Origin of the sequence: Streptococcus mitis (assembly GCF_965111725.1) — a bacterium.
Lineage (GTDB): Bacteria > Bacillota > Bacilli > Lactobacillales > Streptococcaceae > Streptococcus > Streptococcus mitis_DV.
Map to the genome: position 1 here is coordinate 1,390,718 of NZ_OZ217341.1, position 20,279 is coordinate 1,410,996.

A 20,279-nucleotide genomic window follows, 5' to 3' on the forward strand; every position below is an offset into this window, starting at 1 on the left:
AAACGTAAGTTTTCAGATATAATGGTATAGTTAGTAAATATGGAGGTAAGAACATTGGCAAACATTAAATCAGCTATCAAACGCGCTGAATTGAACGTTAAACAAAACGAAAAGAACTCAGCTCAAAAATCAGCTATGCGTACTGCTATCAAAGCTTTCGAAGCAAACCCATCTGAAGAACTTTTCCGTGCTGCTAGCTCAGCTATCGATAAAGCAGAAACTAAAGGTTTGATTCACAAAAACAAAGCAAGCCGCGACAAAGCTCGTCTTTCAGCTAAACTTGTTAAATAAGAAACAGTCCATAGAGGCTGTTTTTTTGTCTCTAAATAGGAAAAGGTAGAAAATGAAAATCGCAATTATCGGATATTCTGGTGCTGGTAAGTCAACTCTAGCAGAAAAATTATCTAACTACTACTCCATCCCAAAACTGCACATGGACACACTCCAATTTCAACCTGGTTGGCAAGACAGTGATCGCGAATGGATGTTGACCGAGATGAAAAACTTTCTCACCAAGCATGAATCTTGGGTCATTGATGGGAATTATTCTTGGTGTTTCTATGAGGAAAGAATGCAGGAAGCTGACCAAATCATCTTTCTCAACTTTTCTCCATTGACCTGTCTCTTTCGAGCCTTTAAACGGTATCTCACATACCGAGGCAAGGTCAGAGAAAGTATGGCAGCTGGTTGTCAAGAACAATTTAATTGGGAGTTTATCAGATGGATTCTCTGGGATTGCCGAACAAATAATGCTAAGGAAAGATACCAAAAATTAAGTGATACCTACCCTGAAAAGATGCATATTCTCCATTCTCAAGCAGAAATTGATTATTTCTTGCGATCTTTAAAAAGTAAACAATATAGTAGCATTTCATTAAAATCAGCATGTATTGATTGACTAAAAAAGGAAGTTTTTCATCCAGAAAGTCTTCCTTTTTTCCTTTTATTCAACAATTAAAAATAACTCGAGCAGTTTATAAATCAACAATAAAATTTCCCTAGAAATGAAGAGAATCTTGTTCATAGTTTCTGAGTTCGTGATACAAAAAAACTGAAGGAAGTATAGTTCTACTTCTTTCAGTTTTTTATTGTCTCAATTTAGAAAAAACTTCTCCAATCTTACCTTCGATAACTAAATCAGCTTGGCTGTCTTGAGGAGTGCTAGACTTGTTGATAACGACAAGCTTTGACCCTGAAAAATAATTGATTAGGCTAGCTGCAGGGTAAACAACTAAGGAAGTTCCACCAATGATCAACAAATCTGCTTGCTGAATGGCTCGAGCTGCGCAACTAAATACATCCATATCTAGCGCTTCCTCATAAAGGGTCACGTCAGGTTTGACCACCTTGCCACAATCTAAGCAGTAGGGAATTGGACCTTCAAGTTCCAAAAAGGCGGTCAAATCATAAAAGCGATGACAGCCCAAACAATAATTACGATCTGCACTACCATGCAGTTTCAAAACTTTCTGAGATCCTGCCATTTCATGGAGGCTATCGATATTTTGCGTCACAATCGCCTTTAATTTACCTGTTTTTTCCAAATACGCTAGATAATCATGTGCTAAATTCGGCTTGGCATCTGGATAGACCAGATACTTTTTGTAGAAATTAAAAAAATCCTCTGGATAGCGTTCAAACATAGTGCGTGAAACCAGTTGCTCGGCAGTAAAATGGCGACCTAGTTTCAGACTATATATACCATCTGAACTACGAAAATCTGGAATATTAGACTCTGTAGAAACCCCTGCACCACCGAAAAAGACAATTCTCTGACTTTGATCAATAATACCTTGTAATTGTTCAATCTTATCCATTTTGTACTCCTAGGAATTTTCAAGTTAAAAAGTTGAAAGTCTTGACTTCTTGTCAACTTGGCTTCCAACTTTATTTGATTATGATTTAGATATTAAACTGACTAGTCTCGGTCCTTTGACACAATTAGGCTTTCTTCAATTTCCTTATTCTTACCTATTTCAGGATTGATTCATTGTTGATAGTTATCATTTTGAGAACAAGAGAAACCATTCTGAATATAGCCTACCTCTAGTCTGCAATCAAGGTTTCTAATCCAACCTTCATCATATCGGTGAAGGTATTTTGGCGTTCTTCTGCAGTTGTATCTTCATCTGGATTGACCAAACTATCAGAAATAGTCATGATGGCAAGCGTGTCAACATGGTGTTGGGCTGCCAGATAGTAAAGGGCTGCTGCTTCCATTTCCACAGCCTTGACTCCCCATTTACCAAGCTCGATATTCTTTTCAAAGTAATTTGAGTAAAAGACATCAGATGATAAAACGTTCCCAACGTGGGTTGTCATACCGAGTTCTTTAGCAATATGATAAGCCTTATCCAACAAATCAAAGCTAGCGATTTGTGGGAAATCATACTGTGGCCAGTCATTGCGGATGATGTTAGAGTTGGTTGCAGCTGCCTGCGCCAAAACCAATTCACGTACGTGGACATCTGCATTCAAAGATCCTGCAGTTCCCACACGAATCAATTTTTTCACTCCGTAGTCAACAATTAACTCACGCGCATAAATCGAAATAGATGGCATTCCCATCCCAGTTCCCATAACAGATACACGGTGACCCTTGTAAGTACCAGTGTATCCAAACATGTTACGCACTTCGTTAAAGCAAACAGCATCTTCAAGGAAATTCTCCGCAATAAATTTAGCACGAAGAGGATCCCCAGGAAGAAGAATTTTATCAGCAATTTCACCCTGCTGAGCAGCAATATGGATAGACATAATTATGATACAAAGAGCGACAAGAAAACGACTGAAAATTAGGAATCTGATGAGAAATCCTGATTTCTCATCAGATTATCTATTTTCCAAGTTTTCCGCTCGTGTTCAAATCAGAACACACGCTCTACCTTTCTTTTTTTATATTCAGGATAGCGACAGAGAACAAAGTAAAAATAGGAAACTGACGACGCATCGCAGATGCTAGACAGTTTATCTTTTTTACATAGTTCTCCGCCCGTATTCAGTTCAGCAAATACGGTTTACCCATCCTTTCTTTCTTAATTTTGATGACAAATAGGAGAATAGCACGGGTTCAATTCAAAACCAAACTACCCTCTCTAAGTTTTTAGAAAAGTTTTCCGCTCGTGTTCAAATTAGAACACACGCTCTACCTTTCTTTTTTGTATATTTAGGATAGCGACAGAGAACAAAGTAAAAATAGGAAACTGACAACGCATCGCAGATGCTAGACAGTTTATCTTTTTTACACAGTTCTCCGCCCGTATTCAGTTCAATGAATACAGTTAACCCATCCTTTCTTTATTCTAAAATTTATAATCAAAAAGATACTAAACCCGTCAAAAAGCAAAGGGAAAATAGGAGTTGAGTGCAGTGAGCGATGCTCGCTAGACCAACTATCTTTTTCCCACTGCTTTTAGGGTGGGTTCAATTCCTTTCTTTCTTAATTTTGATGATATTGAGAAGATTAGACCGGCTTCAATTCAAACCCGAACTCCCCTTCTCTTCTGAGTTTTTAGAAAAGTTTTCCGCTCGTGTTCAAATCAGAACACGCGCTCTACCTTTCTTTTTTTATTTTTATAGCTAGGAAAAATCGGATTCAATCATGGCTCCGATAAACCTACTTCTTTTTTATTTCAAACAGTTATTGATAAATTGACACTAGTTTTTAATCTTTTAAGATAAATCTTTGATTAGAAGGAACGGTCGTTCTCTACCTTATTACTCTATTCTTTGACTTCTGACACAGTATGTTAGCCCAAGAAAAACTGTCTAATATTTTTGCAAATTCATAGGCTAAAACAGCTGTTACTAAGAGATAGGGAAGAGAATCCAAACCTAGCCCAGTGAAACCTATTACTAATCCAGTTGCAGACCAGGGAGCCCTCAAGGTCACAGACAAAAAGCAAACCGATCCCAAAAGCAAAATGCTTGGCTGGCTATCCCCACCTAGAATCATTCCAAAGAGAGCAGCTCCAGCCATCCCCAAGGCAAAAGATGGCGTAAGTGTACCACCATAGGCCCCTGCCCACAGAGTAATAAGAACGACCAGTGCTTTTAGGATAAACAAGAGGAATACTGTTTTGCCATTGCTACCATTCAATACTTCCTGAGCCATCATACGTCCATTTCCAAGTAGATGTGGAAAATAACTTGCCAACCCAGCAAGAAAAAGAAAAGCTGTAGGCAATGTGAGAAGTACTCGTTTATCTTTTATCCTGTTTGAAGACACTTCTTTACTTAAGCGACCAAAAAACCAAGCTAATGGGGTTAAGAAAAGAAGTAATAAGGGAATAATCCACGTTTCCTTTAATGACCATGCAATGGCTGGAATCTGGTAGAGAGCATGATCTGAAATAACCAAACCTGCTGTATAGGTTGACACATAGGTAGTCAAACCGACTAAGACAAATCGTTTAATAGATAGAGCAATTCCTAGAGTTTCAAAAACAAAGAAGACACTTGTTAATGGAACCTGGTAGACAGCTGCTAAACCAGCACCAGCACCACAAGCAAGGAGAAAGATTTGATCCTTCTTAGAGAGAGAACATATTTTTCCAATTGGTCCTGCAAATAGAGTTCCAATCTCTCGTGGCGCAGCTTCTTTACCAATAGGTGCTCCCCCTCCAACTGCAATAATCTGCCAAATTGAATGAAATAGCTGTTTTAAAAAATGAAGTTTGTATTGTGAAGTCTCATCCTTCATCTGTGCTTTAATGGAAAAAATCTGTGATTTTTTTTGCAAGAAATACCAAACCAAGGATGAGCTGACACCCACGATTATTAAACTTAATCCTATCCGCGATGAGGAAACTCCATCTGTCAAGAATACAGTTTGATGCTCTGATTGACCAAAAGCTATCCCCTCTATCATCTTTAAAAGATAATGTAGAAAAATACCAGATAAACCTGAAACTATTCCTTGCAAAATGACTGCTAGGAATAATTTAAGATTATAAGGGATTTTCTGAAAAATACTCCTCAATTCTTTTAACATAGTAATAATTCAGCAAAAACGGCTTTCAGTAAGCCTTTAAAATCACCTTTAACACACTCAGTCACTTCTATAACCTCTTCGTGGTTAATCTCTTCTTTGAAACAAGTAGTATAATTAGTAATACATAAAATTCCTAGAAATTTCAAACCTGAGTAGGCTACAACAATAACTTCAGGAGCAGTTGACATTCCGACCACATCTGTTCCAAGCATCTTATAGGTACGAATTGCTACTCGTGTTCAAATCAGAACACCTCACTCTACCTTTCTGTTTAATTTTGTTCTTTCACAGAGAGCTACCTGAGTTCTATTCAAGCTCAGGTAGTACTTCTCTTATAAACTAAATCATCTCATTATTAAATAGTAGGATTTTTTACAAGACATCGTCATCAGAAATCTTAGAATTTAATGTCGTTCCCCAATGGGTAATTTTACGGTGGGGTTGAGCTAAAATTGGTCTGTTTTCATAGATTGTTTGCCATCTATTCCATAGTAGACCTGTCTTTTTCTCAATCTTAATTCGCAGATTTCTCATATTTTCTTTGATTGGGAGGTTGAGGACAAAACCTGCAGTCTGGTTGCGACCGTTTCCTTCCCAAGAACGACTACGAACAACTTGGTTTCCATCTTTGTCTACTGTAACTTCTTCCCAAGTTATAGAATAGCGGGCAATGTAAGCTCCACTATGTTGAATTGTCAATGTTTTGTCTTTTGCAGGAGTCTGACTGATTGGTTGAACTGGCTTAGAAACTTGTGTCGCCGTCTCACCATTCGTAGCGATAAAGCGGAAAACTTCTACTTCTGCAAGACTGAGGGCTTGATTGTTCTTACGTAGTTGCACACGAACACGGCGTCCCAATTTCCCATTTAATTGAACATCCAAGCTCGTTCCGTCAAGTTTAGAAACATACTGTCTAGCAACTTCTTTCCCTTTTTCATCATATAAAATCACATCAAAGTCTGACAGACGTTTAGAAAGTTCTCCATCCCCACGGTTATGAAGGCGAACAAGTCCTACCTGTTCTGTACGACCTAAATCAACTTCCCACCAAGGTTGATTTTCAAATTTTGTATGGGTAATTGATTGTTGGCTATAACTACTATTGGTATTGCCGTCCAAGGCACGACTAGCATCTCCACCAAAATCAGTAGAACTTTGCTTAGCTTGTTTTTTCCAAGCGATATTCTCAGCACGATATACTTGGACTTCTGCAAGACTGAGGGCATTATAGCCTTCTAGCTCAATCCGAACATAGCGCGCTTTTTTATGGTTAATTGCAATTTGTGCTGACACATCTTTAAGAGATGTTATTCGTTTTCTCTCAATTTCTTTACCAGAACTGTCTAACAGAATGACATCAAAGTTTGCCAATCTATCCTGGGCAGTGTCTGTTCGGTTGTAAATATTGATTTGGCGAATGGTTTCTTCTTTAGCCAAATCTACTTGCCACCAAGGCTTAGATTGGAAGTTGGTATGAGTGACAGAATTGTGACCATAGTTACCATCAACTTTGCCATCCACAGCTCTTCTAGCATCTCCTCCGAAAGCTGTCGAACTTTGAGTAACTTGTTTTCCTAAGGCAATATTTTCCATTGGTTCAGCGCTTGGTTGACTAGAAGATTGAGGCAGAGCCTGTTTCTTAAAGAATCGCACTTTATCCAATTTCGGATCACGATAACCATGTTTGTCTAGGGTAGCTCGTTTACCAATATTAAAGTTAGGAATATCATTCATTCGACTTTCAAAATAGCCACGAGAACGGTGTTTAAATCGTGAATTACCTGTAAATGTAACAATATCACGATCATTATGAATCAAGGGAGTCACAACATTATCATTATCAACCACATAATGCTTAATTTTTCCACTAACAGCTAATTTACGGCTTTCCAAACCAACATCCCAGAAACCATTCTTAGCATTCCAAACAGTTCTGGAAGTAATCACTTTAGGAGCACTGAAAGTCGTCACTTTTCTCAATACATGGTTATAAAAATCAGGATATTTTTGGTAAGCTTCAACCGCTGCAATCTGAGCTAGGTAGCCTCCAAGAGAATGACCTGTCATATACAACTTGGTAATACTTGTATCCTTGGCTAATTCCCCAACAACCTTGCGGATATCATCCGCTTGAGCTGGTTTATTTCCACCTAATAAAACCAAATCTGCACTTAAGTCTTTGGCGTCATTAACTCGCGTTCCACGAATAGCCAACATGTGCACCGTTCCATCTTTGAGATAAGGAAGGTCGCTCTTAGTCTCAAATAAGAAAGCATCCAAGCCACTATCTGTATGGTAGGCTTTTTTCATTTTCCAGAAAGGAGCCAATTCATTGTGCATGAGTTTGTATTCTTGACGGTCAAGATAGAGACTCGGGAAAGGATTCTTATGATCTAAAATTTTCTCAATATAATCATCGTCTCGATAGGCTAGCTCCATAAAGAGAAGAGAATCACGGTCTGTGACATACCATTCTTTCTTATTGTCATCTTCTCCATCTGCCAAACCATCCCCATCACTGTCTGCTAGCAAGGGATGACTGTTATATCCTAGATAATCCTTACCATCTTTGTTGTAAACATAAAGTTCATCTTTGTTTTTGATGCCATCTTGGTCATCATCCCCTTCCAAATCAAGAACTTTTTCACCATAGAGAGATTCATCAATCAAATCATTTTCTAAATGCAATTCCCCTTTGGAAATCTTCACCAAATCTTCTGCTGTTAGAGAACGAGTATTTGTTGGTTTTTCTGTCACAACTTCTTCTTTAGTTTCTTCTACAGGAGCATGAATAGGTGAGTCTTGAGCTGGCTCTGTTATCTCTACTTTTGACTCTTCCTTTTTGTTTTCAAGAACTTCACTTGCTTCCGGAAGCGTTTGAGGAGCTAGTCTTGACTCCTCTGTAAGAGGAGTTTCTAGTTTTGGAGCAACATTTTCCGGCTCTCTCAATTCCTCCTTAGAATCTAGCACTCTTGTTGCCACTTCAGATGTTACATCTTGCTTTAGTTCATTGGCTGAAATTCCAGCTGGAGCTAGAAATGCGAAGCCGACTGCAACAGATACAACTCCGATACTTAATTTTTTTATGCCAAATCGCATAATTCGTTGACCGATTTTCATTATTCTTTATCTTTCTTTTCGTTTATTTGTAAGCAGACTCAAACTAAATCTCCTTGTCCCCTATCTAGGACAAGACTAAGAAATTCAGAAAGTAATACTCTTCGAAAATCTCTTCAAACCACGTCAGCGTCGCCTTACCGTAGATATGGTCACTGACTTCGTCAGTCTTATCTACAATCTCAAAACTGTGTTTTGAGCAACCTGCGACTAACTTCCTAGTTTGCTCTTTGATTTTCATTGGGTATAAATTCATTCTTATCTCTTCTTATCATCCTAGTCTGCTTGGCTAGGAAGCTAATGCTAGTATACTAGAATCTTGTCTTTCACAATGCTGGCTATCAGACTCTTTCAGTTACAAGAGTAGGAAGAAACCCATAGTCTACCTATGTTTCTTCTTTGTTCCGAATAGTCAACCATGAAAGGAAAGAGGCATTCCCCCTTTTAAATCTTTTTTCTTACAATTCAGCAAGAATCGCTTTAAGCAAGCCCTTGAAGTCACCTTTAACACGTTCGGTTACTTCCACAACTTCTTCGTGGTTGAGTTCTTCTTGGAAACCAGCCGCAAAGTTAGTAATACATGAAATTCCCAGAACTTTTAAACCTGAGTGGGCTGCCACGATCACTTCAGGAACCGTAGACATACCGACTGCATCAGCTCCCAATGTCTTATAGGCACGGATTTCTGCTGGTGTTTCATAAGTTGGACCAGTTACACCGATATAGACACCTTCATCAAGCTTGATACCAAGTTTTTTAGCCACTTCATGGGCAGTAGCACGGTATTCTGGTGTGTAGGCCTTAGACATATCTGGGAAACGAGGACCAAAGTCATCCAAGTTTTCACCCATCAATGGGTTTTGACCTGTCATGTTGATATGGTCTGAGATAGCCATCAAAGTACCAGGCCCATATCCAATACCACCAGCAGCATTGGTTACAATGACACCTTCACATCCAAGAACTTTCATGACACGAACTGGGAAAGTCACAACTTCCAGAGGGTTGCCTTCGTAGAAATGGAAGCGACCTTGAAGAGCCAAGACCTTGCGACCTGCAAGTTCCCCATATACCAATTTACCAGCGTGACCGACTACTGTTGAACGACCCCAGTTTGGAATCTCAGCATAGTCTACTACAACTGGATTTTCGATTTCTTCTGCCAGTTCTCCCAGTCCTGATCCAAGGATTAGACCGAACTCAGGCGTTTGGATTCCCTTGTCCTTCAGGAAAGCAGCTGTTTCATTGATTTTATCTAAAAATGTCATTGTGTGTCTCCTTTATTAGTTTTTAGCATTTGACCGATTTTGTCAAAGGTTTTGGCATTGCGAATGGTAATGTGGCGATAGAAAGGCATCTTGAGCAAGTACTTGTGATAGGCAGTCTTAGAGTAGGATTCTTCAGAGAATTTTCCCCAGAAAATCCCAAGTTTTCCAAAATGAAGCACCTCATCTTTCAGCTCTAAACTTTCAACTGTCGCGATGACTTGGTTCACATCCAAAACTTCTGTGTAGAAGAGGACATCTTTTCGTGCCAAGTCTTCGTTCCACCAAGCTGGTAGATTCTCCACTTCTGCTTCATAGTCTTCTTGACTCAGTAGGGAAAAACTCTGAATAAATGGATAACGAGTCCCAAAGAAAGCCTCTAACTTTTCAATCAATCGGGCTTTGGGAACTGTCGAAGTAAAGAAAACATTGCCACTGTTGATGTAGCTTTCAACCTTTTCCAGTCCCAATTCTGTCAGTTCTTGACGAAGATCCGCCATGACGACCTTATTCTTACCACCAACATTGATACCTCTCACCAGCAAAGCATAGCGAGTCATATTATACCAATTTATCTAAGAAACTTTCCCCAATCATGGCAGTTTCAACACCAAAGTTATCCGCAACTGTTGCTGAAATATCTGCAAAATGTCCTACTGGAATGACACCATTTCCTTTAAAGGCAGGACTGTAAGCCAACAATGGAATATATTCACGAGTGTGGTCTGTTCCTGCGTAAGTTGGGTCGTTCCCGTGATCTGCAGTAATCAAGAGAAGGTCATTCTCTCTCATGGCTGCGATAATTTCAGGTAAACGTTCATCAAACTCATGCAAACAATCACGGTAACCGTGAGCATTACGACGGTGGCCGTAAAGGGCATCAAAGTCAACCAGGTTTGTGAATGAGAATCCTTTTTCAAACTCAGCAAGTCCCATAGTCTTCAATAGTGTATCAATTCCATGGCTGTTTGACTTGTTATGGCCCATGTCGTGGTTGATACCAGCACCGTTAAAGATATCGTTGATTTTACCAACAGCATAAGTATCGATACCTGCTTCATTGAGTTTATCGAGAACGGTTGGAGCAAATGGAGAAACGGCCAAGTCACGACGGTTGGCTGTACGAGTGAAGTTACCTGGTTCACCAACATATGGCCGAGCAATGATACGTCCTAGAAGGGCTGGGCGCTCAAGGGTGATTGAACGTGCGTATTCACAGATACGGTACAATTCATCCAAAGGAATAATGTCTTCGTGGGCAGCAATTTGCAAGACTGGGTCAGCTGAAGTATAGATAATCAACTCTCCAGTTTCCATCTGACGTGGTCCAAAATCATCGATAACAGCCGTTCCTGAGTAAGGTTTGTTGGCTTCACGAATAACCTTGCGTCCTGAGAATTCTTCAATTTTTGTCAAGATTTCTTCTGGGAATCCGTTCCAGAAAGTATCGAAAGGCTCAGTAATATTGAGTCCCATGATTTCCCAGTGACCAGTCATGGTATCCTTACCAAGAGATACTTCTTCCAATTTCGTCGCATATCCTGTTGGATTGCTTTCAGCTGGTACCGTCTTAAGAGGAGTTTCACGAGGAATATTTCCAAGACCTATTTTAGCCATGTTTGGGACATTCAAACCAACTGTTTTTGAAATGTGTCCCAGTGTGTCAGAGGCACCATCTGGAACCCCTGCATTGACAAAGTTATTGGCATCTGGTGCAGCTCCGATTCCTACAGAATCCAGTACTACCAAGTGAATACGATTAAATTTAGACATCTTATGCCCCCTTCTATTTTTCTTTTCTTGAGGTTAAAATCTGAACGCCATCTTGTCCAGCAACGATTACCTTATCCACCATTTGGTTGAATAAGCCGTGCTCCACGACACCAACGACATGGTCCAATTCTTGTCCGAAAGCAATTGGATCTTCAATGACATCCAAGGCAAGGTCAATGATAAAGTTCTGCATATCGGTCACAAAACGTTGGCCATCTTTTTCACGGAAACTTGGTTTGTAGCCAGCTCGTTCAAAACGACGAAAGACCTGCTCTGCACCATACTGAACCACTTCTACTGGCAATTTAAAAGCACCTAGTTTGTCTACCAGCTTGCTTTCATCCACCACCCAAATATATTCTTTTGAGGGCGTTGCTACAACCTTCTCCATCAGAAGGGCACCACCACCGCCTTTGATTCCGTTAAACTGGCTATCCACTTCATCCGCCCCGTCAACCGTCACATCAACCAAGTCTACTTGGTCAATAGACTTGAGCGGGATGTTAAGACCTTCAGCCTGTTTACTAGTCACACTAGAAGTTGTTACAGCTGTAATCTGCAATCCTTCTTCCTTGATACGACGACCGATTTCTTCGACAAAATAATAGGCAGTCGAGCCTGTTCCAAGTCCAACGACCATTCCATCGCTCACGAACTCAGCAGCCTTGATACCTGCCATTTTCTTCAGATTTTCCACCGATTTACCTCCATCATTCTCAGTTCTTATTTTACTATGAAACCGCTTTTTATTCAAGTGAAAAGATCAAATTTACATTTTTCATCAATCTTTCTTTAAAAATATGCATTTTCTTTTTACCAAACGAATAAAAATGAGTTTATCTTTTATGTATTTGATTTGTTCATCTCTTTCCAGTTCCAAAAATAAGACCTTAACTTTGATACGTCTAGTTTAGCATTAAAGCAGGCGCATTTCAAGAATCATAAATTAAGAGAAGGAAGTAGGTTTATCTATCTATTTTAAACAAGTTTATCTTTGCTTACCCTCTCTTGTTGACAAATAATTTTCATTACTTTAGGAAGACAATTACTAATCTCCGTTGGCAAGACCACATACTGTTCTTGAGCTAGTTCTTGGGCTATAGCTGAATGAAGATGAGTCGCTACTGCCACACGCTCGTAGAGACTGGCCTGTCGGAATTGGCCTGCAACTCCTGCAATCATCCCAGCTAGTGTATCTCCCATACCACCAGTCGCCTGATAGGGACCGCCAACCTGTAACTGGTAATAATCAGATTGGCCAACCTGCCAAATACGAGTAGCTGGACCTTTCTCCACCAAAATTGTTCCTTGAGGGAAGGAAGTCAGGGCACTAGCCGTTGCATCTTCCTTTTGCCTTTTAATCGTAATTCCAGACAGCCTTTCCCATTCTTTTTGGTGGGGAGTTAGGATAAGCTGGTTAGATGGAAACGACAAACTTGTTCTAGCAAGAATGGTCAAGGCCCCTCCATCTACAATCAAAATCTGATTTTGTCTTAAGCCAGCAAAGATCTGTTTGACTAGATCTTCTCCAAAAGCATTGTCTCCTAAACCAGGCCCTAGCAAGATAATTTCTGCCTTCTCCAATTGCTCTTTTAACAATTGCTGGTCTTGAAGAGAAAAGGCCATAGCCTCAGGTAAATGGCTGTGCAGAGCTGGAATATTTTCCCTATCTGTTCCAACAGTCACCAAACCAGCTCCACTTTTAACAGTTGCCAAAGCAGCCATGATGATAGCACCACCATAAGGATAAGTCCCACCAAGCAACAGCAGACGGCCATAGTCTCCTTTATGACTGGTACGAGAACGTTCAATAATGACTTTTTCTAATAATGCTTGATCAATTACTTTCATCGTTTTTTCCTCTCGCTTTTATTATACAACAAAAAGGAGGCGCAGACCTCCTTTTCTACTATTTTCCCTTAAATTCCGTAAAAGTCTGTAAGATTTTGTCTGCTACTGTCGGAGAAAGAGCTCCCTTTATCTTTAGCGTTTCATCTGCATATGGAGTAAGGCCAGCGAAATCTCCAATTTGGACAGAATAGAGAGACGTTTTAAACAGTTCAATATCGTTTTGGTCATTTCCAAAAGCAATGAAGTTCTCCTCACATAACTTTTCAACAGTTGTCGCCTTATGAGTATCCAAGGGGTTGACATAAAGACACTTTTCATGCGTATGATAAGACAGATGGGCTAGCTCCAGTCTTTCTAACTGACCAAGCAGATCATCAAGTAAATCCTCATGGTCACCCATATAAACGACTACCTTAATCGGAGTCCCTAAGTCCTCGAGTTTCTGATGACGAGCTACCTTTAGGGGATCCACACTGGAGAAAAATGGAATCTTCTCTACAATCTGACCACTATAGTCAAAGCAATCATCTACAAAGAAAGGAAGATTATAGGTCTGGCAATAATCCACTAGAGCCTGATAAATCCTAGCATCGAGATTCATTTCATAGATAGCTTTTCCCAGATAATAGGCTACACCACCATTCAAACCTATGACCAAGCGCTGACTAAGCTCGGAACCTAATAAGCCTAAACAATCCCGATAAGAGCGTGCTGAGGCAAATACAACCTCATGTCCATAATCTTCAGCCTTTAAAAGAACCTGCCTAATCTCTTCATCTATGGTCATATAGTCAAAAGACAGTGTCCCATCCAAATCAAATACGAATTTCATTTTCCTAGTCCTTGTCCAATGTCCGAAGTGCTGCCTGATAAGTTTGCTCCATCAGCATAGTAATGGTCATAGGGCCGACACCTCCAGGGACTGGCGTAATATGGCTAGCAAGTGGGGCAACTGCCTCATAATCAACATCCCCACAGAGCTTACCATTTTCATCGCGGTTCATCCCAACGTCAATGACTACCGCACCTGGTTTCACAAAATCAGGAGTCACAAACTTAGCACGACCGATTGCGACCACAAGAATATCCGCTTTTGCAGCCACCTTAGCAAGATTATGGGTGCGTGAGTGAGTCAAGGTCACTGTTGCATTCTTGGCCAAAAGAAGCTGAGCCATGGGTTTTCCAACGATATTAGAACGACCGATGACGACCGCATTTTTACCTTCCAATTCAATCCCATATTCATGAAACATCTCCATAATCCCTGCAGGTGTTGATGGAATCATGACTGGATGACCAGACCAGAGACGCCCCATGTTTAGGGGATGGAAACCATCCACATCCTTTTCTGGATCAATAGCCAATAAAACCGCCTCTTCATCAATGTGTTTTGGTAATGGCAACTGGACCAAAATCCCATGCCAAGCTGGATCCTGATTATATTTAGCAATCAGGTCTAACAATTCCTCTTGAGTAATGGTCTCTGGAACTCGCACTACTTCGCTACGGAAACCAGCCGCAAGAGCTGACCTCTCCTTGTTGCGAACGTAGACTTGGCTGGCTGGATTGTCCCCAACCAAAATCACTACCAAACCAGGCAATAGTCCCGTTTCTTCCTTTAATTGTGTAGTCTTTTCAGCCAACTGCCCCTGCAATTTGGCCGCTAAAGCTTTCCCATCAATAATCTGTGTCATATCACTTCTCTTTTCTTTCAAATATCTTCCATTATACCAAAAACTGCTAGTACCCTCTAACACTTCTTTCCTAGGCTATCCTATAGTTTCAAACTATAAGAAAAAGCTCTGGTTGAGCTTTTCACTAATCTTGTCTTGAAATTTTAAAATAGATTATAAAACCTTACTCAAGAAGTCTTTAGTCCGTTGTTCTTGGGTTTGTTCAAAAATCTGCTCAGGTGTCCCATCTTCAACAACCACACCGTCTGCCATAAAGATAACACGATCTGCCACCTCGCGAGCAAATCCCATCTCATGTGTTACGATAACCATAGTCATCCCTGACTTGGCAAGGTATTGCATAACAGCCAATACCTCACCTACCATTTCAGGATCCAAGGCTGAAGTTGGCTCGTCAAAGAGCAAAACATCTGGTTCCATGGCCAAACCACGTGCTATGGCAATCCGCTGTTGCTGCCCACCTGACAAACTCTGTGGATAAGCGTCTGCCTTATCTGGCAAACCAACTTTTTCCAACAGCTCTTGGGCTCTCTTCTCTGCAACTTCCTTACTTTCACCTTTGGTCTTGATAGGAGACAAGGTAATATTTTCCATCACAGTCATATTAGGAAAGAGATTGAATTGTTGGAAAACCATGCCCATCTTCTCACGCATGGCAAACAGGTCATTCTTCTTGTCCGTAATATCGACTCCCTCAAAGATAACCTTCCCCTTGGTTGCTTCTTCCAACAAATTCATAGAGCGAAGCAAGGTAGATTTCCCGCTTCCCGAAGGACCGATGATAACGACAACTTCTCCTCTTTTAATCTCGAGGTTGATGCCCTTCAATACTTCATTCTTTCCAAATGATTTATGTAAATTTTCAATTTTTATCAAGGTTTCTGTCATTATTTCTTATCTCCTTGTCCCATACGTTTTTCAAAAGCTTTCAAGGCTACTGTCAAAATAGAAGTCATAATCAAGTAATAAAAGGCTGCAAATAAAAGTGGTGTTAAAGGTAGATAGGTTGTTGTAGAAACTGTTGTAGCCCCGTTCCACAACTCCATAACACCGATAGCTGATAAGAGGGAGCTGTCCTTGATAATGGTGATAAATTCGTTCCCCAAAGCTGGCAAGATATTTTTGATTGCTTGTGGCAAAATCACATAGCGCATCGCATTTTTAGGACGAATCCCTAGCGAATAAGCCGCCTCTAGCTGACCTTTTGGAACTGCATTGATTCCGGCACGAACAGTCTCAGAAACATAAGCACCACTGTTCATAGAAATAATCAAAATCCCTGGAATCAGACGAGAAAGATCAACACCTAAAATTCCAACCTGAATAGTCGGAGCATTGATGTGCATAAGGGCAAAGGCAATCATAATCTGAACCATCATCGGTGTCCCACGGAAAATCCAAACGTACAAGTTGGCGAGCCAAACAAGCGGTTTAAACTTTGAACGTTGCCCAAAAGCCAAGACAACACCTAAAATGGTTCCCAAAAAGACAACACAGATAGAAATGAGAACCGTCACAACAGCCCCATAGTTAAAATAAGGTAAATACTTAGGTAAAAAAGAAAAATTCATAGTCACACTGCTTTCTAAAATAGAATACTGTATGATTATAACATGTATTGAATTAAAATTCAAACCTTTTATCCGATTTATTCAAAAAAACTTTAAGCTGGTAGAATTAGCGAGAAATCTTAGTTTTTTCTAGTCAAGTTGGCCTCCTTTATGGTAAAATAGTAACGATAAGAAATGAAGGAGAATCAAAATGGAATCACATTTGGTTAGAATCATCAACCGCCTTGAAGCAATGGCAAAAGACGGCGGAAATTTAAAACGTAATTTTGAACGCGAAGGAGTCGTTGTTGCAGAAGTTGCATACAGCCACGACGAAGAAAACGGATCAATCTTTACCCTTCGTGATGTAGAAGCTCGTGAAACGTATACGTTTGACAGCATTGACTTGATTGCAATGGAGATTTACGAACTCCTTTACTAATACAAAACAAGCTGGGATTACACCCTGCATGTCTAACCAAAATCCTTTTTGTCTCACAAATAGGATTTTTTTATAGTCCAAATCCACAAATATTTTCATTGTAACAACTTCTCAAAGCTTCAATCTTTTTACTTGCTTTACACCCCAATCCTGTTATAATGAGAGTATAGAAATTTGACTATTTTTGACCATTAAACAGGTCAGGCTAAAGAAAGAAATGAGGTAGATGTATGCTTTGTCAAAACTGTAAAATCAACGACTCAACAATTCATCTTTACACCAATCTCAATGGAAAACAAAAACAAATTGACCTCTGTCAAAACTGCTATAAGATTATCAAAACAGATCCTAACAATAGCCTCTTCAAAGGTATGACGGATCTGAACAATCGTGACTTTGATCCCTTTGGTGATTTCTTCAATGATCTAAACAATTTCAGACCTTCTAACAACACTCCTCCTATTCCCCCAACCCAATCAGGTGGAGGTTACGGTGGAAACGGCGGTTATGGTTCCCAAAATCGTGGATCCGCTCAAACTCCGCCACCTAGCCAAGAAAAAGGGCTGCTGGAAGAATTTGGTATCAACGTAACTGAGATTGCCCGTCGTGGAGACATTGACCCCGTTATTGGGCGCGACGATGAGATTATCCGTGTCATCGAAATTCTCAATCGTAGAACCAAGAATAATCCTGTTCTTATCGGTGAACCAGGTGTCGGAAAAACAGCCGTTGTCGAAGGTCTAGCTCAGAAAATCGTCGATGGCGATGTTCCACATAAACTACAAGGTAAACAAGTCATCCGTCTGGATGTGGTTAGCCTGGTCCAAGGAACGGGTATCCGAGGACAATTTGAAGAACGCATGCAAAAACTCATGGAAGAAATTCGCAAACGTGAGGATATCATTCTCTTTATCGATGAAATCCATGAAATTGTCGGTGCTGGTTCTGCGAGTGATGGTAATATGGACGCAGGAAATATCCTCAAGCCAGCCCTTGCTCGTGGAGAACTGCAACTGGTCGGTGCCACTACCCTCAATGAATACCGTATCATTGAAAAGGATGCTGCCTTAGAGCGTCGTATGCAGCCTGTTAAAGTCGATGAACCAACCGTGGAAGAAACAATCATTATCCTCAAAGGGATTCAAAAGAAATACGAAGACTACCACCATGTTCAGTATACTGATGCTGCGATTGAAGCAGCTGCAACTCTTTCTAATCGCTACATCCAAGATCGCTTCTTACCTGACAAGGCCATTGACCTCCTAGATGAAGCAGGTTCTAAGATGAACTTAACCTTGAATTTTGTAGATCCTAAAGTGATTGATCAACGCTTGATTGAGGCTGAAAATCTCAAGTCTCAAGCTACACGAGAGGAAGATTTTGAGAAGGCCGCCTATTTCCGCGACCAGATTGCCAAGTATAAGGAAATGCAAAAGAAAAAGGTCACAGATCAAGATACTCCTATCATCAGTGAGAAAACCATTGAGCACATTATCGAGCAGAAAACCAATATCCCTGTTGGCGATTTGAAAGAGAAAGAACAATCTCAACTCATCCATCTAGCCGAAGATCTCAAGTCTCATGTTATTGGACAAGATGATGCTGTCGATAAGATTGCCAAGGCTATTCGCCGTAATCGTGTCGGTCTCGGTACGCCTAACCGCCCAATCGGAAGCTTCCTCTTCGTCGGACCAACTGGGGTCGGTAAGACAGAACTTTCCAAACAATTAGCTATCGAACTCTTTGGTTCTGCTGATAGCATGATTCGCTTTGACATGAGCGAATACATGGAAAAACACAGCGTAGCTAAGTTGGTCGGCGCCCCTCCAGGTTATGTTGGCTATGATGAGGCTGGGCAATTAACTGAAAAAGTTCGCCGCAATCCATATTCTCTTATTCTCTTGGATGAAGTAGAGAAAGCCCATCCAGATGTTATGCACATGTTCCTCCAGGTCTTGGACGATGGTCGTTTGACAGATGGACAAGGACGCACCGTTAGCTTCAAGGACGCCATCATCATCATGACTTCAAATGCAGGTACAGGTAAGGCCGAAGCTAGCGTTGGATTTGGTGCTGCTAGAGAAGGACGAACCAACTCTGTTCTCGGTGAACTCGGCAACTTCTTTAGCCCAGAGTTTATGAACCGTTTTGATGGTATTATCGAATTTAAGGCTCTCAGCAAAGATAATCTCCTTCAGATTGTCGAGCTCATGCTAGCAGATGTTAACAAGCGCCTTTCTAGCAACAACATTCATTTGGATGTAACTGACAAGGTCAAGGAAAAATTGGTTGACCTCGGTTATGATCCAAAAATGGGGGCGCGCCCACTTCGTCGTACTATTCAAGACTATATTGAGGACGCAATCACTGACTACTACCTTGAAAATCCAAGCGAAAAAGACCTCAAGGCAGTTATGACCAGCAAGGGCAAGATTCAAATTAAATCTGCCAAAAAAGCTGAAGTGAAAACTTCTGAAAAAGAAGTATAAATCCTATATAAAAGGAGTAGAAAATGAAATTTTTCTGCTTCTTTTTACTAAAATAACTATAAATTCTTGACAGCTAGGCCTTTGTCCATTAAGATAATAATAAAGATAATAGATAATGAGGAAAATGCAATGGCAAACCCAACTTTCGGAGAAAAAAAAGCGAATACAGACTATGTTGCACGCTATGGAGTGTATGCAGTTATCCCTGACGCTGAACAAAAACAAATTGTTCTTGTTCAAGCGCCTAATGGCGCTTGGTTCCTACCAGGTGGCGAAATTGAAACAGGGGAAAATCATCAGGAAGCCCTAAAGCGTGAATTGATTGAAGAGCTTGGATTCACAGCTGAAATTGGTACCTACTACGGACAAGCTGACGAATATTTCTACTCTCGTCACCGTGACACCTACTACTACAATCCTGCCTACCTCTATGAAGCGACTTCTTTCAAAGAAGTACAAGAGCCACTAGAAGACTTTAATCATATTGCTTGGTTCCCTATTGACGAGGCTATTGAAAATCTCAAACGTGGTAGTCATAAATGGGCCATCCAATCTTGGAAAAAACAGCATAAGATTGACTAATACTCTTCGAAAATCTCTTCAAACTACGTCAGCGTCGCCTTACCTTAGATATGGTCACTGACTTCGTCAGTCTTATCTACAATCTCAAAACTGTGTTTTGAGCAACCCGCGGCTAGCTTCCTAGTTTGCTCTTTGATTTTCATTGAGTATAAATCAAGCGACTTTATTCAAAAAGTGCTATAATAGAATTAGAAAATCGGAGGAAATATTATGAAGCTTATCAATACGACAAACTCACACTCGCAACTTGTAAAAAGTCAGCTAGAAAGTACCGATGCAACCCTTGTTGAGGTTTATTCTGCAGGGAATACAGATGTTATTTTTACCCAAGCTCCGCTTCACTATGAAATCCTCATCTCAAACAAACACCGTGCTATTCGTGAGCCTGAAATCGAAACCATTCAAGAATTTTTCTTGAAACGTAAAATTGATAAGGACTCTATTGATGAAGCCAATATCAAGACACTCTACTCAGAGAAATTGATTGGAATTTCAATCCCAATCAAGTAAGGAAATTGAGTAA

20 protein-coding genes and 1 pseudogene are annotated in these 20,279 nt (G+C 40.4%); 6 read left to right on the forward strand and 15 right to left on the reverse strand.

Going from position 1 to position 20,279, the window contains the following annotated elements; translation table 11 throughout:
- Positions 1-54: 54 nt before the first annotated feature.
- Positions 55-291 carry a 30S ribosomal protein S20 gene (gene rpsT, locus ACLV7Q_RS06865; RefSeq protein WP_001274002.1) on the forward strand — a complete coding sequence of 79 codons (237 nt, stop codon included), beginning with the start codon at positions 55-57 and terminating at the stop codon, positions 289-291.
- Between the two features lie 52 nt (positions 292-343).
- Entirely contained in the window at positions 344-898 is a 555-nt protein-coding gene (locus ACLV7Q_RS06870) for a DNA topology modulation protein (RefSeq protein ID WP_218757610.1), read from the forward strand.
- 187 nt (positions 899-1,085) lie between these two features.
- Here the strand turns inward: ACLV7Q_RS06870 and ACLV7Q_RS06875 are convergent, their stop codons facing one another.
- The 15 genes and pseudogenes from ACLV7Q_RS06875 to ACLV7Q_RS06945 form a co-directional block, all read right to left on the reverse strand.
- Positions 1,086-1,817: an NAD-dependent protein deacylase gene (locus ACLV7Q_RS06875; protein ID WP_218757611.1), complete on the reverse strand. Its 732-nt coding sequence runs from the start codon at positions 1,815-1,817 to the stop codon at positions 1,086-1,088.
- A gap of 229 nt (positions 1,818-2,046) precedes the next feature.
- Entirely contained in the window at positions 2,047-2,757 is a 711-nt protein-coding gene (gene deoD, locus ACLV7Q_RS06880; RefSeq protein WP_218757612.1) for a purine-nucleoside phosphorylase, read from the reverse strand.
- A 952-nt stretch (positions 2,758-3,709) separates the two neighbouring features.
- On the reverse strand, positions 3,710-4,993 hold the full coding sequence (locus tag ACLV7Q_RS06885; RefSeq protein ID WP_218757613.1) for a chloride channel protein: 1,284 nt from the start codon (positions 4,991-4,993) through the stop codon (positions 3,710-3,712).
- A pseudogene (locus ACLV7Q_RS06890) lies at positions 4,987-5,232 on the reverse strand (purine-nucleoside phosphorylase); the annotation flags it as partial. The gene ACLV7Q_RS06885 and the pseudogene ACLV7Q_RS06890, both read right to left, overlap by 7 nt.
- Positions 5,233-5,365: 133 nt before the next feature.
- Positions 5,366-8,113, reverse strand: a complete 2,748-nt coding sequence (locus ACLV7Q_RS06895) for a thiol-activated cytolysin C-terminal domain-containing protein (RefSeq protein ID WP_218757615.1) — start codon at positions 8,111-8,113, stop codon at positions 5,366-5,368.
- 64 nt (positions 8,114-8,177) lie between these two features.
- On the reverse strand, positions 8,178-8,351 hold the full coding sequence (locus ACLV7Q_RS06900; protein ID WP_218757616.1) for a hypothetical protein: 174 nt from the start codon (positions 8,349-8,351) through the stop codon (positions 8,178-8,180).
- A 217-nt stretch (positions 8,352-8,568) separates the two neighbouring features.
- The gene (locus ACLV7Q_RS06905; RefSeq protein WP_218757617.1) at positions 8,569-9,378 is read right to left on the reverse strand and encodes a purine-nucleoside phosphorylase; all 810 of its coding nucleotides are present in this window, start codon (positions 9,376-9,378) and stop codon (positions 8,569-8,571) included.
- On the reverse strand, positions 9,375-9,935 hold the full coding sequence (locus tag ACLV7Q_RS06910) for a DUF1697 domain-containing protein (protein WP_218757618.1): 561 nt from the start codon (positions 9,933-9,935) through the stop codon (positions 9,375-9,377). The genes ACLV7Q_RS06905 and ACLV7Q_RS06910 overlap by 4 nt, the downstream gene beginning before the upstream one ends.
- Before the next feature lies 1 nt (position 9,936).
- Positions 9,937-11,148, reverse strand: coding sequence for a phosphopentomutase (locus tag ACLV7Q_RS06915; protein WP_000033118.1), 1,212 nt, complete (start codon positions 11,146-11,148; stop codon positions 9,937-9,939).
- Between the two features lie 13 nt (positions 11,149-11,161).
- Positions 11,162-11,845: a ribose-5-phosphate isomerase RpiA gene (gene rpiA / locus ACLV7Q_RS06920; protein WP_112443519.1), complete on the reverse strand. Its 684-nt coding sequence runs from the start codon at positions 11,843-11,845 to the stop codon at positions 11,162-11,164.
- Between the two features lie 281 nt (positions 11,846-12,126).
- A complete protein-coding gene (locus ACLV7Q_RS06925) occupies positions 12,127-12,999 on the reverse strand; it encodes an NAD(P)H-hydrate dehydratase (RefSeq protein ID WP_218757619.1) in 873 nt (290 codons plus the stop codon).
- 58 nt (positions 13,000-13,057) lie between these two features.
- Complete coding sequence (locus ACLV7Q_RS06930; protein ID WP_218757620.1) at positions 13,058-13,831, reverse strand: HAD hydrolase family protein; 774 nt, start codon at positions 13,829-13,831, stop codon at positions 13,058-13,060.
- A 4-nt stretch (positions 13,832-13,835) separates the two neighbouring features.
- A complete protein-coding gene (locus ACLV7Q_RS06935) occupies positions 13,836-14,693 on the reverse strand; it encodes a bifunctional methylenetetrahydrofolate dehydrogenase/methenyltetrahydrofolate cyclohydrolase (RefSeq protein ID WP_218757621.1) in 858 nt (285 codons plus the stop codon).
- 153 nt (positions 14,694-14,846) lie between these two features.
- Complete coding sequence (locus ACLV7Q_RS06940) at positions 14,847-15,581, reverse strand: amino acid ABC transporter ATP-binding protein (RefSeq protein ID WP_218757622.1); 735 nt, start codon at positions 15,579-15,581, stop codon at positions 14,847-14,849.
- Positions 15,581-16,264, reverse strand: a complete 684-nt coding sequence (locus ACLV7Q_RS06945) for an amino acid ABC transporter permease (RefSeq protein WP_001011642.1) — start codon at positions 16,262-16,264, stop codon at positions 15,581-15,583. The genes ACLV7Q_RS06940 and ACLV7Q_RS06945 overlap by 1 nt, the downstream gene beginning before the upstream one ends.
- A 190-nt stretch (positions 16,265-16,454) precedes the next feature.
- Between ACLV7Q_RS06945 and ACLV7Q_RS06950 the strand changes: the two genes are divergently transcribed.
- The 4 genes from ACLV7Q_RS06950 to ACLV7Q_RS06965 all read left to right on the forward strand — a co-directional run bounded on the left by ACLV7Q_RS06950 (position 16,455) and on the right by ACLV7Q_RS06965 (position 20,266).
- Positions 16,455-16,685, forward strand: a complete 231-nt coding sequence (locus tag ACLV7Q_RS06950) for a DUF1797 family protein (RefSeq protein ID WP_000443570.1) — start codon at positions 16,455-16,457, stop codon at positions 16,683-16,685.
- Positions 16,686-16,915: 230 nt separating this feature from the next.
- Positions 16,916-19,174 (forward strand): ATP-dependent Clp protease ATP-binding subunit, encoded by a 2,259-nt coding sequence (locus ACLV7Q_RS06955; protein WP_218757623.1) that lies wholly within the window; start codon positions 16,916-16,918, stop codon positions 19,172-19,174.
- Between the two features lie 129 nt (positions 19,175-19,303).
- The gene (locus ACLV7Q_RS06960; protein WP_218757624.1) at positions 19,304-19,756 is read left to right on the forward strand and encodes an NUDIX hydrolase; all 453 of its coding nucleotides are present in this window, start codon (positions 19,304-19,306) and stop codon (positions 19,754-19,756) included.
- Between the two features lie 210 nt (positions 19,757-19,966).
- On the forward strand, positions 19,967-20,266 hold the full coding sequence (locus ACLV7Q_RS06965) for a DUF1827 family protein (RefSeq protein ID WP_000767194.1): 300 nt from the start codon (positions 19,967-19,969) through the stop codon (positions 20,264-20,266).
- The last annotated feature ends 13 nt before the right edge of the window (positions 20,267-20,279 follow it).

Excerpts from the sequence above, each read along its gene's own strand:
- ACLV7Q_RS06905 (WP_218757617.1), bottom strand. The coding sequence starts at position 9,378 with ATGACATTTTTAGATAAAATCAATGAAACAGCTGCTTTCCTGAAGGAC.
- ACLV7Q_RS06910 (WP_218757618.1), bottom strand. The coding sequence starts at position 9,935 with ATGACTCGCTATGCTTTGCTGGTGAGAGGTATCAATGTTGGTGGTAAG.
- ACLV7Q_RS06955 (WP_218757623.1), top strand. The coding sequence starts at position 16,916 with ATGCTTTGTCAAAACTGTAAAATCAACGACTCAACAATTCATCTTTAC.
- ACLV7Q_RS06960 (WP_218757624.1), top strand. The coding sequence starts at position 19,304 with ATGGCAAACCCAACTTTCGGAGAAAAAAAAGCGAATACAGACTATGTT.
- ACLV7Q_RS06935 (WP_218757621.1), bottom strand. The coding sequence starts at position 14,693 with ATGACACAGATTATTGATGGGAAAGCTTTAGCGGCCAAATTGCAGGGG.
- ACLV7Q_RS06885 (WP_218757613.1), bottom strand. The coding sequence starts at position 4,993 with ATGTTAAAAGAATTGAGGAGTATTTTTCAGAAAATCCCTTATAATCTT.
- ACLV7Q_RS06915 (WP_000033118.1), bottom strand. The coding sequence starts at position 11,148 with ATGTCTAAATTTAATCGTATTCACTTGGTAGTACTGGATTCTGTAGGA.
- ACLV7Q_RS06965 (WP_000767194.1), top strand. The coding sequence starts at position 19,967 with ATGAAGCTTATCAATACGACAAACTCACACTCGCAACTTGTAAAAAGT.
- ACLV7Q_RS06930 (WP_218757620.1), bottom strand. The coding sequence starts at position 13,831 with ATGAAATTCGTATTTGATTTGGATGGGACACTGTCTTTTGACTATATG.
- ACLV7Q_RS06940 (WP_218757622.1), bottom strand. The coding sequence starts at position 15,581 with ATGACAGAAACCTTGATAAAAATTGAAAATTTACATAAATCATTTGGA.
- ACLV7Q_RS06870 (WP_218757610.1), top strand. The coding sequence starts at position 344 with ATGAAAATCGCAATTATCGGATATTCTGGTGCTGGTAAGTCAACTCTA.
- ACLV7Q_RS06945 (WP_001011642.1), bottom strand. The coding sequence starts at position 16,264 with ATGAATTTTTCTTTTTTACCTAAGTATTTACCTTATTTTAACTATGGG.
- ACLV7Q_RS06895 (WP_218757615.1), bottom strand. The coding sequence starts at position 8,113 with ATGAAAATCGGTCAACGAATTATGCGATTTGGCATAAAAAAATTAAGT.
- ACLV7Q_RS06900 (WP_218757616.1), bottom strand. The coding sequence starts at position 8,351 with ATGAAAATCAAAGAGCAAACTAGGAAGTTAGTCGCAGGTTGCTCAAAA.
- ACLV7Q_RS06875 (WP_218757611.1), bottom strand. The coding sequence starts at position 1,817 with ATGGATAAGATTGAACAATTACAAGGTATTATTGATCAAAGTCAGAGA.
- deoD (WP_218757612.1), bottom strand. The coding sequence starts at position 2,757 with ATGTCTATCCATATTGCTGCTCAGCAGGGTGAAATTGCTGATAAAATT.
- ACLV7Q_RS06925 (WP_218757619.1), bottom strand. The coding sequence starts at position 12,999 with ATGAAAGTAATTGATCAAGCATTATTAGAAAAAGTCATTATTGAACGT.
- ACLV7Q_RS06950 (WP_000443570.1), top strand. The coding sequence starts at position 16,455 with ATGGAATCACATTTGGTTAGAATCATCAACCGCCTTGAAGCAATGGCA.